General features: G+C 53.8%; 7 protein-coding genes. 4 read left to right on the top strand and 3 right to left on the bottom strand.

Going from position 1 to position 13471, the window contains the following annotated elements:
- Positions 1-653 precede the first annotated feature (653 nt).
- Together dnaG and LOC67_RS19405 are read left to right on the top strand one after the other, a co-directional pair.
- Positions 654-2828, top strand: coding sequence for a DNA primase (gene dnaG / locus LOC67_RS19410; RefSeq protein WP_230264390.1), 2175 nt, complete (start codon positions 654-656; stop codon positions 2826-2828).
- Positions 2829-2993: 165 nt separating this feature from the next.
- The gene (locus tag LOC67_RS19405; RefSeq protein WP_230264389.1) at positions 2994-4682 is read left to right on the top strand and encodes a sigma-70 family RNA polymerase sigma factor; all 1689 of its coding nucleotides are present in this window, start codon (positions 2994-2996) and stop codon (positions 4680-4682) included.
- A 553-nt stretch (positions 4683-5235) separates the two neighbouring features.
- Here LOC67_RS19405 and LOC67_RS19400 read toward each other — a convergent pair.
- The gene (locus LOC67_RS19400) at positions 5236-6855 is read right to left on the bottom strand and encodes a hypothetical protein (RefSeq protein WP_230264388.1); all 1620 of its coding nucleotides are present in this window, start codon (positions 6853-6855) and stop codon (positions 5236-5238) included.
- A gap of 754 nt (positions 6856-7609) precedes the next feature.
- The gene (locus LOC67_RS19395) at positions 7610-8950 is read right to left on the bottom strand and encodes a hypothetical protein (RefSeq protein WP_230264387.1); all 1341 of its coding nucleotides are present in this window, start codon (positions 8948-8950) and stop codon (positions 7610-7612) included.
- Positions 8951-9375: 425 nt separating this feature from the next.
- Between LOC67_RS19395 and LOC67_RS19390 the strand changes: the two genes are divergently transcribed.
- Entirely contained in the window at positions 9376-10293 is a 918-nt protein-coding gene (locus LOC67_RS19390; RefSeq protein ID WP_230264386.1) for a PEP-CTERM sorting domain-containing protein, read from the top strand.
- A gap of 341 nt (positions 10294-10634) precedes the next feature.
- Here the strand turns inward: LOC67_RS19390 and LOC67_RS19385 are convergent, their stop codons facing one another.
- A complete protein-coding gene (locus LOC67_RS19385; RefSeq protein WP_230264385.1) occupies positions 10635-11621 on the bottom strand; it encodes a D-2-hydroxyacid dehydrogenase in 987 nt (328 codons plus the stop codon).
- Positions 11622-11930: 309 nt separating this feature from the next.
- On the opposite strand from LOC67_RS19385, the gene LOC67_RS19380 reads away from it, so the two are divergent.
- Entirely contained in the window at positions 11931-13364 is a 1434-nt protein-coding gene (locus tag LOC67_RS19380; RefSeq protein ID WP_230264384.1) for a DUF58 domain-containing protein, read from the top strand.
- Positions 13365-13471: the final 107 nt, after the last annotated feature.

The raw sequence follows: 13471 nt of genomic DNA, 5'->3' as shown, positions 1-13471 counted from the left end.
CACTTCATCCCTGAGCCGCAAAGACGCTCGCCACGGTTGAATCAACCAACGACCACGACACCCGAGAAACCGTCGCTAGCGAGAACCGGCTCACTTTGATTGCCCCTGAACCGCGAAGGCGCTAGCCGCGGTTGAGATTTCAATGAATCGGCGCTCTGGCAGCCAGGAGGCTGCGAGACAGGTACGTCGCAAGGCAGGAGCCTTGCGACGAGTTTGAAAAATTCCCTCGTGCGAGGCTCCCGCCTCGCATGCGATGTCTCGCGGGCTCTGCCCGCCAATAAGTCTGCAATTCATTTAACCGTCGCTAGCGCGAAACGGCTCACTTCGATTGCCCCTGAACCGCAAAGGCGCTAACCGCGGTTGCCTTCACGAATGGCCCCCGGTTCGGTACCGGTGGACAGATTCATGAACAAAATTTTGTCGTGAAACTGATATTGACGCAAAATCTGCAGATCGTGAAACTCCTCCCTGCTCGCATGCGAGACACCATTTGTGCCGGTCCCCCGACAGTGTATCTGAAGGAACCGGGCAAAATGTGTTACGCTGCAAAGGAGTGCGTGTGATCGAAATTTGCCCGCCTGCCTTCAGGAAAAGGCACTGCCAAAACTTGGCACGGGTGGACCGATCCGGATGGTTTCGCAGGCCCCTGCGCGATGACTGTCAGCTGGTTTGATTGGCAAACCGACCTGACCCATCAAGCGGGATTATTTCAGCGAGTTGCTGCGTCCGCAATGTTGGACCTCGATCTCAAAGAACGTGTGCGTGCAGCGGTCGACATTGTCGACGTGATTGGCACATCGCTTACCCTGTCGCCGAAAGGTCGCATGCTGGCAGCGCGCTGCCCTTGGCATGACGATCGCTCGCCCTCATTAACTGTCAACAAAGAACGGCAAACCTGGAAATGTTGGGTCTGTGACATCGGAGGCGACGTATTTAGCTTCGTCATGAAACGCGAAGGCGTCGACTTTATCACCGCCCTCAAGATGCTCGCCGATGAAGCGGGAATCGAGTACCAGGTCGGCCCCAAAGCCGAGCCAGGATCCAAAGACGACAAGTCAACTTTGCTCGCTGCCGTTCAGCTCGTTTGCAAAGCCTACTACGATCTACTCGACTCGCCCGCGTCAGACGATGCCAAGATCGCCCGAGCCTACCTAGAAGAGCGAGGGATTGATGACCAGCAACGCCAGAAATTTCAAATCGGCTTTTCGCCCGATAGCTGGGACTTCGCGACAAACCTGTTGCAACAAAACAAGTTTCGTGACGAGATTGGCCCCGCCGCAGGAATCGCACTGAACCGTCGTGGTGGCGGAAGCTACGACCTGTTCCGTGGTCGATTGATGTTCCCCATCCATGACTCGCAAGGACGCCCGATTTCGATGGGCGGACGAGTCATCCCGCCGATCGCTGCTCGACATGGCGATAAGGCGGGTGGAAAGTACATCAATGGTCCTGAAACCATACTGTTTCGAAAATCGCAGCAGCTCTATGCGTTAGACAAATCGAAAGAAGCGATCCGCAAAGGTGGACAAGCCTTGGTCATGGAAGGCTACACCGATGTTATCGCGGCTCACCAAGCTGGCATCGAACCCGCTGTCGCGGTCTTGGGGACAGCGCTTGGCGAAGGCCACGTCAAACTGCTCAAACGCTGGACCGATCGAGTCGTCTTAGTACTAGACGGTGACGCGGCCGGGCGCAGGCGAGCTGACGAAGTTTTAGAACTATTCGTCAAAGCCGATGCAGACCTACGTGTGCTGACGTTACCCGACGGAATGGACCCGGCTGACTACTTGGCCGAACACGGTCGTACCGCAATGGAAGCCCTCATCGAACAGGCTCCCGATGCCCTGGAACACAAACTGCATTCGCTAACCGAAGGCATTGATGTCACCAACGACACACACCAAGTGATGTCGGCAATCGACACAATGACATCGATCTTAGCCAAAGCAACCAAGCTTGATCCGATCAAGCTGGACCAAATGATGCTGCGACTGTCGCGCACCTTTGGCATCAGCAAAGAACGATTGGAAGAACGCTTAAAACAAAAGCGTGTTGAGCAAAAAGAACGCGATCAAAAGGCCAAGCGGTTTCGTCAAACACAACAAGCTAACCAAGACAAACCGAACTCGGCTTCAGTACAGGCAGATCAACCTTCGCCTCAACAACAAACCACAGGTTCAAAGCCGACTCGGTCCAAACCGTCTCCGTCAAAGTCCAAGCCATCTTTCGATGATGGTAACTTCGACCCCAACATGCTGCTTAACGAAGCCGCTGAGTTCGATAGCGATCCTGGCGAGATGTATTTCGACGACGCGAGCTATTACTCCGAAGTCGCCGAACCTTCGTTTGACGCACCGGTCTCTAAACCAAAACCACAGAAAGATATTCCATTAAGCTCCATCGATCGTGAGCTATTTGAAGCCATGATTGAGTCGCCGGATTTAGCCGGAAGAGCAGTGGAAACGATCGACCCAGACTGGCTTGATACCTATGCGGCAAAGATGCTGCTGTCGGCTTATCAAGAGCTGGATCTGGACGGACGCGACCTTAGTGCTGACAGTCTTTTGCTATTATTAGAGAACGACTTTTTGAAAAATGAAGTCGTATCGATGCAGTTTCGACTAGCACGTCGTGAAGGACGCAGTACGCTATCTGCCGAACAACGGTTCCAAAGTGTTCTCAAGCAATATCATGATCGCGAGGAGAAGGCTGACAAGCAAAGGAAGATTGCTCAGCTAGAATCATTGAGCTTGGATGAAGAACAAGAGTTGGAACTTCTAAAACAACTTTTCGAGAGCGCTAAAACGAGTCAACAACTCGATCGATAGGAGGATCGAATCCGCTCTGACGGTGTTTGATTAGCAAACACCTTCGCACCGCACAATCTCTAACGAGATTAACAACTGCCACGGCGCCCGAAGCAGCAATGTGGCAGCAGGACCCAGCACCCGCAAATGCCCATGAGGGGCAACTCAAACAAGAGGTTTTGAATCATGCTTTTGATGGATCAAGAATTGGCTGATTTGGTCGAACGTTTCCACGAGCAAGGTTGCTTGACGTACGAAGAGATCAATAGCTACCTCCCCGACGAAGACGGAAGCCCAAAAAAGCTAAACCGTCTGATCGAAGCGATCGAACGCTTCGGAATCAAACTGGTTGATGGCGATAGCGTCGCCGCCCGTCGCATCCGCAAGCCCGAACCCAACGTACGCGAAACCCGTCGCGAGATCGAAGGCAGCGTTGATCGCGATGACCTGCCTGAAGAAGACATCACCGCTGACCTTTCCAGCGCGGATCTGCCAAAAGCGAGCGACGATCCGATCCGGATGTACCTTAGCCAAATGGCTGAGATCCCGTTGCTTTCTCGCGACGAAGAAATCTCCCTGGCAAAAAAGATCGAAGTCACCCGTCGCCAGTTCCGTCGCTGCTTGCTGGAAAGCGACTACGCACTGCGTCACACCGTCGAGGTCCTTCACCGAGTCCACGGTGGAGAACTTCCTTTCGATCGCACCATCAAGGTTTCTTTGACCGAACACCTGACCAAAGAACAAATCTCGGCGCGGATGCCACACAACCTTCGCACACTCGATCACCTGATCGTCCAAAACCGCGAAGACTTCGAAGCGATGGTCCGTAAGAGCACCCCGCCACGCCTGAAAGCGGAAGTCCGCCGACGGTTCATCTCACGCCGCAAAAAGGCTTTGGAACTTGTCGAAGAACTGAGCTTGCGAAGCCGCCGCGTCACGCCAATGCTCGCTCGACTGGAAGAATTTTCAAAGCGTATGAACTACGTTCGCTTCCGCCTTGCAGAGCTTGGAACCGATGCTGTCAGCCGCGACGAAGCTGCTGACCTTCGTCAAGAATTGCGTGAGCTAATGATGCTGACACAGGAAACGCCAGAAAGCTTGGACAAGCGAGTCAAAAAGGCTCGCGAGTACTTCGAGCGTTTCGAAGCGACCAAACGCCAACTGAGCAGCGGCAACCTCCGTCTCGTTGTCTCGATCGCGAAGAAGTATCGAAACCGTGGCCTATCGTTCTTGGATCTGATTCAAGAGGGCAACACCGGCCTGATGCGTGCGGTTGATAAATACGAATACCGTCGCGGGTTCAAGTTTAGCACTTACGCGACTTGGTGGATTCGCCAAGCAATCACCCGTGCGATCGCGGATCAAGCCCGCACCATTCGAATTCCGGTTCACATGATCGATGTGCTTAGCAAACTTCGCCAGGCACAGAAAAAGTTGGTCCAAACGCTTCGCCGCGAACCGACCTACGAAGAAATCGCTGAAGCGACCGAAGTTCCGTTGGAAGAAGTCCAACGCGTCATGGACATCGGACGTCACCCAGCCAGCCTGGATCGTCCTGTTGGTGAAGGCGAAGACAGCAGCTTCGGTGAATTCATCGAAGACAACGATAGCTTGAACCCTGTCCACATGGCGGCAACAGGCTTGCTGAAAAGCAAGATCGAAGAACTGCTTAAGACGCTGACGTATCGCGAACGCGAAATCATTCGCCTGCGATATGGCTTGGTTGATGGCTACAGCTACACGCTGGAAGAATGCGGCCGGATCTTTAAAGTAACCCGTGAACGTGTACGCCAGATCGAAGCCAAAGCGGTTGCCAAACTGCAAAGCCCGAGCCGAGCTGATCGCCTCGCATCGTTTATCAAAGTCGCGGCCTAATTTCGGTCACCGACCCAATTGAGCCCGGTGACGTGCAACGCATCATGAACCGGGCTTTCGACGCGAATCACCATTTGCGGGTCCGGTGATTCGCGACCGCTGGAGTCCTATCGGAGCAATTGGCTTTGCTTCACCCTCCTTCAAGCCGATTGCCCGAAACACAAACCGCTTGCCACAGCAATTGTTGGCAAGCGGTTTTTTTGTAGGTGGATAAGTGAAATATCACTGAGCCGCAAAGGCGCTAGCCGCGGTTGAGTGGCTGTTCCTTCAAAGCACCGGCAGCCAGGAGGCTGCGAGACAGGTACGTGGCAAGGCGGGAGCCTTGCCACGAGTTTGAAAAATTCGCTCGTGCGAGGCTCCCGCCTCGCATGCAATGTCTCGCGGGCTCTGCCCGCCAAAAACGCGTGCAACTCATTCAACCGTCGCTAGCGCGAAACGGCTCAGTTTGATTGCCCCTGAGCCGCGAAGGCGCTAGCCGCGGTTGAATCAATCAACGACCACCACACCCGAGAAACCGTCACGAGCGTGAACCGGCTCGGTGGCGGGCTGAATCCTAAAAATCGTCGACGAAAACGTAATCCGGTTTCATCGTCAGGAACCAATCACGCCATTTGCGTTGAGCTTGACGCAGCTCCGAATTCGAGGGCTCATCAGGCATGTCGAATCCTTCGAACTTTCGACTAATGAATCGCAATCCGTCACGAGCGTACAAACGCACCGGCTTGTCGGGATCGCTGAGGGCATAAATCAAAGCCGGCACCACTCGAAGTTCATCACTCATCCCAAGCAATCGTGCCGAAACACGGCGAGCCTGCCATGATTGACTTCCGCGAACCAGCCGCTCCAGGCGATCAAGTTGAGCCGACCGTTCGACGGGAGTGGTCGCGAGTGTTGCTGAATCGGCAAGTGACTTTCCGTCTAACGAATCAGCTCCGTCGCCTTCAAGCAATTCCAACATGCCTGACACCGTCTGTGCCGGTGACTTCGTGACTGCTTTACCGTTGACCAGCTGAGCTTTACTGACGTTGTCACTAAACCCCTGACCGCCGATCGTTGTCGCACTCGCACCAGTACCGAGCGATTTTTGCGTGCTGCGGATTAGAAACAGCACGGCAAACGCGGTGCTGACGTGCGGTGCGGTGTGAGCACGAGTTTCCCAACCGCCACTGTCCTTTGATTGAAGCTCCATCAGCTCCGTTACCAAGCTGTTGTACCAAGCCGGACTCTTCGAAATCGGTTGCCCAGATGCAATCTCGACGAAGCTCTCGTATCGCTCCGTTGTATAGGCCGTATAGAAGAACCAATAAAGGTTCCCGCCGAAGGTTTCGGGGTGCCCCTTTCGCCAGACTTCCATTCGGCCGATAGCGTTTTTGATCGCCGCCTCGGAAGGCTTCTTCGTCTTTTGGCGACGTTCGATGTTCGCGTCTTCTTGATAAAGCTTGACCGCTTTTGGCAATCCGACATATCCGGTGTCTTCTTCTTCCGGTGCGGTATCACCCCACATTCGAAAAGCATCACCGCCAATCAATAGGCTCGCAGCGCCAGCTAGTGCCATCGACATCGAAGTGTCTTTCTGCGATGCCAGTCCGGGATTTCGAGGGACGATGCCGTGGTATGGCCAAGGCCCGTTGACGTCTTGGACAATCAACAGCCATTCCATCGCTTTGTAGAGACGGTTGAAATCCATCTTGAAGCCATGACGGTCCAACGTCCAAATCGCAAGAATCGCATACTGCGTTTGGGACACGTCACCTTCGTGCTCGTTCGGGTATCCATAGCCGCCGTGCGACATTTGAATCTCATCGAAGTACCGCTTGAACGTTGTCAGTTCATTGCGATATCGGGTGGGGCTGACTTCACAGAGCAGCAACACTGCGACCGCACATTCGTAATTTGATTTTTGCCCCTGACCGCCAACAATTGTCCGCGCGTATTCTTGCGCGATCCGAATCCCTTCAGCGACGAAGGGATTTTGGTCGTCGTGCTCGACCTTGTAATGTGCGTAGGCACAAACAACATGTTCACCTTTGATCGTCGGTTTCGATTGCTCAATAAACCGAACACCCCGGTCGACCATCTGGATCACGACAGGATCTTCAGGTGTATAGGCCGAGGCAGATTGAGCCGAGAAAGCGACGAGAGATAAGACGAGCAATCCGAACAGGTTTTTCATCGGTGATGATTGATCGAGTAGGAACCGAAGAACCGACTAATTAATCGGCTGTTGTGGCGGTATTTTAGCCAGAAACGCATTCGATACGAGGGTCCAAGCCAATAACCAAAGCCGAGCTTGACCACTTTAAATAGCGACATTGATCCGTCCCAGCGAACAAAATCCGATAGTGGGATCATTGGGCACCGCAACAGCATCATACCGCAAAAAACGAGTCTTATCGGGCAAAAATACGCTGCCTGCAGGTCACCAGAGCGACCTTCACCGAAGCCGACACGACTGGGACTTTCCCTACCCCCTGGCCAGCTCACAAGGATCAATGCGATGAACTCACCAATCGCGGTCCCGATGCTGGATTTTTCACCACTCTTGCTTTTCGCAAAGCTCCGGTTCAGCGGTGTGCCGCCCCACATAGAGCTCACAAAGGTAGCATCCCGCACAGCAAGCCAATTCGTTGCTGTGGGGATGAACCGACCGACCCACGAGCGCTCCGTTCCATGTGAAAATACGGGTTCGGGTCATCAGCCGATGGGCGTTAGTCCCAGTTACTGCACTGAAACCGTGGCTAACGCCATACGGCTAATCCTAGGATCGAGTTAGTTCAGATGGTGGGTGGCACCGACCGAGAAACTGTTTCGTTTTATAAGAAAATACGGGTTCGGGTCATCAGCCGATGAGCGTTAGTCCCGGTTGCTGCAATGAAACCGTGGCCAACGCCAGACGGCTAATCCTAAAATCGAGTTGGAACGCAGCACTAGGCCTGGGTTTCGAAATGTTTGTGGTAGTGCAACGTCATGACAGAAAGGACGGCAGATGTCACGCTAAAGGTGCCCAGCATCGCCAGAGCAATCCAATCAGGCCGACCGAAATAGCTTGCCGAGTAACCTGCCAATCCCAAACAGATCGACGCAGGAATGCTGACCCGCCAGATGGGGTCAAAACGCTGCGAGCGTATGTAAAGCGAAAAACACTGGGCCAAGTGCATCGGAACCATTGCGAAGGCAAACAACACGCAAGTCCAAGGCGTTAAGAAACGCGACGAAATCAGGACCGCAAACCAAAATCCAAGACCGTTCATGACGAACAAGGTGGCGCAAAAAGCGACCACCAATATCGTCAACACAAATGTCGACCCGAGCGTGACTCGCTTCAGCAAGACGAAACTTTCATGGCGTTTACGCTCGGCTATCAGCCTGCCAAAGTCCGGCGATTTCGTCCTCGCATAGACATACGACACCATCAATAGGTTGCTGAAAATCTGCCAAGTCATTCCGTAGCGTCCTGCGATTTCGGGTCCGTGAACATCGAACAGGACCGGTACCATCGGCATCAATGCCAAGTAGCGTACGACGGACTGAACTCCAATTCGCCACTGCAATGGCCAAATCTCCGTTCGCCATTGAAATTGCCCCGGCTTGGTTCGCCACAGCTGCACAAACAGCTTTCGATAGCGTCCTAGCACCAAGCTCAGCTCCCAAACCAACTGAACCAGGACGGACGCAGCAATCGCCCAAACATGAGCATTCAGGGCAAGGAAAGCCCAAACCGCTAAGCTGCCTGTGATCACTTGGCCCAGACGATACCGATTGACCACCTGAACTTGGTTGCAGCCTTCCAAGAGGGCAACCAGTGGAGCAATCGAAAGCGTTAATCCACTTGCCAGGACCGCAAACGCCAATGGCATAAACGCCATCGACACCATCTGTTTCCGGAGCAGCATCAGGTAGCCGAAAATTACCCCGCCGATGATCAGAATGGCCGCTGCAATCGCAAACCACGTTACGGCAAACCTGGTAATTGCGGCCAGTCGCGACCGGTTTGACTTGGGGCCTCGAATCACTCCACCAGAATCGACTCGCATCCCCGCAATTTCGTGGCTGGCGGCGTGCATGATCGTGTTCAACAGCCCGGCATCAGCCAATGCCTGCAGACCGGTGATCGAAAGAATCAGGAAATAGATTCCTTGCTGTTCCGGCCGTAGGCAAAATGCGATCAGAAGCGTCGTGATAACGCCCGAAGGAATTTGCCAAATCCGTGTCGCCATCGCATAAGAAACAGCTCGGTTGACGCCAAAACGCTGCAGCAGTCGAAGCATCAGAGCATGGGGGACCGGTTTTTAGAAAAGGCGATCATTGACAAAAAGCCGACAAGCACGAAATCGTGCCCCTTGGTATGAAATATGCTACCGCAGCACTCGCCACAATTCGATGCGAAATGGTGCCCGGGACGAATCGAAAACGTTGCTTGCGAAGTGAAACTGGCATCTGTCACGACGGCGTAATCATTGACTCGGCGCGACTAAGACCAGACCGATCGATTACAGTACAGTCGCTCCACTTGGTGTCGCAAAGCAGAGTATTACATCGCGCTACCGCCGCGCGGCGAATCTATCATACGTCGCCGATTGATGAACAGTTCTCGACACTGTATCGCGATCAATCGACTATTAATCAGCATTCGATTGCCTGCGAATTAAACTAACCGACCTCCAAATCGCTCCTCCGCCGCTGCTTGCCAAATATGCCAAAACCCTATCAACCGGGCGTTTTCATTCCCGCATTCACAGTCCTGGTTAGTTTGTTTCTGGCAGCCGATTACTCGAGGGCGGGAATTATCGACGAATTCGACTCCGATCGGCACGCCCGATTCCTAAGCGATGACAGTGCGAACCCGAATTTCTTTCTCGATCATTCCCAACTGTCCGGTGTCGCTCGTCAACGAGCCGTGTTGATCAGTCCACGGCATTATGTGACCGCGAACCATATCGCTGGCACGTCCGCCACCTTTGTCGGCCTCGACGGAGTCGAGCGGACTTACTTGTCCACTTCGTCCCAGCGACTGACAACGTATATCCCAGGCCTCGGATCAGTTGGCAGTGACATTCGCGTCCATCGAATCGATTCGGAAGTCGACGCGGCGATTCAACCATTGCCCATCGTGGTGGGAACCGCTGCGGATCTAATCGGAAGGGAGCTGATCGCGTTTGAGCAACATGATTGGGCCGGACGCAACATCATCGATAACATTGGCATCGTTCAATTTGACACCGGTTCGGGCGATACGGTAGCCATGCAGTTTTCGTACGACACCGACAGCAACTCGGGCAGCGGGGGGCTAGGCCAAGACGAGATCGGATTGCTCACTGGCGATTCAGGTGGCACGGCTTTGATGTCGATCAATGGGACGCTTGGGATCCTTGGCACCCACATGGGCATCGACGTTCCGGCGGGATCAAGCGCTGCCGCGGGCGATCGTTACGACAGCTTTTCGACACTGCTTGCCCCTTATGAAGACCAACTGTCCGGTATCCTTGCGGCCGATGGTTATCAGCTGATGACAATCCAAGTCACAGCGATTCCGGAGCCATCATCCGCAGTTTTGATCGGGTGCGTTGGCTGTCTAATCGGTCTGCGCCGCCGACGACGGCCACAGTCGTGATCGCTCCGATTCCGGTGCAACCTTCGGACGCCCAACCAATCGGTAGTGCCGGTGTCCATAGATGCGATTGAACTGTTCAACAAACGACGATGAATGTTTCATGGGCAAGCGAATTGGGCCTACCGCTTTGTCGGAATGAAAGATCGTTGCGTCGTACTCAACAGCCTCTCGATTACTGCTACTCATCGCTAGTGCTTCGTTCCATATGAAAATACGGGTTCGGGTCATCAGCCGACGGGCGGTAGTCCCAGTCGTTGCACTGAAACCGTGGCTAACGCCATACGGCTAATCCTAAAATCGAGTTGGAACAAAGCACTAGTACTCACGGTTGCGTTCCGTCCTCAGCTCGCTTCGCCTCGATAGGCCGCCGAGGGGTGCGGAAATCCAAGCTGCTTGTCGACCCGATTATAAACTGGCAGCCCCGCTTGGTAGCGTTTCAGGTTGATCGCCGTCATGTTGGTCGAATCGTCAACTCGACGATTGGACTGTGCACCCACGTGGGGTGAAATCATCACCTTCGGATCGTCCCACAGCAAACTATCTTCGGGAAGTGGTTCGACTTCTGTCACGTCCAGGCCCGCACCTGCGAGATGACCGCTTTCGAGCGCAGCACACAACGCGGCCTCTTGAACGATCGCACCACGAGCGACATTGATCAAGTATGAACCACGCTTCATCTTGCTGAAACGTTCTTCGTCAAACAGCCCTCGTGTCGAGCGATTTAGAGGCAAAGCAAGGATGACCACGTCACTCTGCTCAAGCAGTACGTCCAGCTCGTCGGCGGGCCACAATTCATCGACCTCGGGGGGGCAATCAACGGGATAGTAGTCCGTCGCAACAATTCGCACGTCCCAAGGTGAAAGCATTCGAGCGAGCGCTCGCCCGTTTCCACCGAGTCCGACTATTCCAACCGTTTTGCCGCGCAAATCATCGGTCGGCAGTCGTACGAATTCTCGTTTTCGCTCCGCCCGGAAAAACAAAGGTGCTCTGCGAATCACACCAAACAAAAGTGAGAATGTTTGCTCGGCAACTTGAGGGGCGAACAATCCTGATGCGCTGCTAACGGTGATCTGGTCGTTGGCGATTACACCTGGAACAAGACAGTGATCCAGCCCTGCGGCCGAAGATTGAATCCAACGCAGTTTCCCCGCATCGAGCACTCGATCCCAGTTGACCGGAACCTTGGCGTGGCCGATGAAAATTTCGGCCGTCGGCAGCAGTTCGTCTATTTTTTCCTGACCGGCATTGATGACTTCGTAGTCCGGCGCGGCGGCACGGATTTGCTTGATGTGCCGTTCGCCGACAGGGTAGCACAGGACGATTCGCATGCGATCTTTATAGCTTTGCGTGACTGATTTGTTGAACTTCGTACGACTGAAGTTTCCAACCAATCGGATCGAACGACAACGGGGTGATTGCAAATAAATCCGCTCAAAAAACTTTCCAGTATCATCGTCATACTAGTGGCGACCATTTGTCACGCTCGGAAAGTCGCACCCGAACAATCGCACCCGGACAATCGCACCCGGACAGTCGATCCAGTGAGCGGATGCGATAACGGACCGAGTTGCCAAATCCAACACCGATTCCTTCACCGCCGCGTATCTTGCCTGATCACCCTCCGGTAATATGTCGGCATGAATGAAATTGTCCGCGACATCACCGAAAACCAGTTTCAGGCCTACTCTCAATTACCTTGGCTGATGCTGGCGATATTCGCCGTTCCCCTGATTGTTGCGGCATGGAAATTCAAAATGTTTCCGACAATGGTCTGGATGGGTGTATTGGCCCTGACCTTGGTGGGGAGCGTCGCAACTGTTTTCAATCCCAACCTGTTTGTTTGGGTGCTGGCGACCGACTGGCTGTTATTGATCGTCGCCAGCGTCGATTTTCTGACCCTGTATTTGACGACGAACCGAGGCATTTCCGCATCTCGCGAAATTCCACATACATGTTCGCAAGGTGTTCCGATCGAAAGCACGTTGACGATCGAAAATCGATGTTCATCGACTCTGCTCGGCCAGGTGCGTGATGACACGCCAGATAGTTTTGCATCCAATCCGGATCAACATTCGCTGCGTCTACCTCCCAATGGTCGCGCGAGCTTTCAGCGCAAACTGACGCCTTCCCAGCGTGGCGCGTTTCGACTCGAAAGTGTGACGCTGCGGTTTGCCAGTCCGATGCGTCTATGGACGCGATACCTGGAGCTGCCACTGGACAACGGCATCAATGTCTATCCGGACATGAAGCAGTTGAGTGACTACGCCATTCTGGCACGCACAAATCGCTTGAGCCTGATCGGCGTTCGTCGTACCCGGCGCATCGGACAGGACAGTGACTTCGAAAGGCTTCGTGACTACAGCCGCGACGACAACTTTCGTCATATCGATTGGCGAAGCACCGCTCGGCGCAACAAGCTGACCGTTCGCCAATTCCAAAGCGACCAAAGTCAACGCGTCATCTTTCTGCTTGACTGCGGACGCATGATGACAGGAACGCGAGACGGTTATTCACTACTGGATCACTCATTGAACGCTTGCCTGATGATGGCCTACGTGGCGCTTCATCAAGGCGACGCCGTCGGCATGCTTTGTTTTTCCGACTCGATTCACGCGTACATTCCGCCTCGTGGCGGACCGAGTCAGATGAATCGTTTATTGCATGCCGGGTTTGATCAGTTTCCACGTATGGTCGAATCACGCTATGACCAAGCTTTCCTGTATCTCCGAAACCATTGCAAGCGTCGCTCGCTGGTGGTGTTGACAACCAATGTGATCGACGAAGTCAACGGTGGTGCAATCACGGACTACCTGGTTAACCTCAACGGTCAACATTTACCCATGGGAGTCTTGCTGCGTGACCGCACCATCTTTGAAGCGGCCGACAATCCTGACGGCTCTGAAATGAATATGTATCGCGCCGCCGCAGCTGCCGACATTCTGGTCTGGCGAGAACAGGTGCTCAAGGATCTCGAACATCGTGGTGTGCTGCTGGTCGATAGCTATCCCGATGAGCTGACCGCGCCGCTGGTCAACCAATATCTTGAAGTCAAAGCCAAGCATCTGCTCTAAAATACGCGGCTTCAGTTCGCCAATCGAACGATGCGACAATGGGATTCCGTTGCTTCATATCACCGCCCACCTTGGTAGATCGGCGAGCATTCGATCATCGTCACGAC

This window comes from Stieleria sp. JC731 (assembly GCF_020966635.1).
Classification (GTDB): domain Bacteria; phylum Planctomycetota; class Planctomycetia; order Pirellulales; family Pirellulaceae; genus Stieleria.
This window is presented reverse-complemented; position numbering and strand designations above follow the sequence as displayed.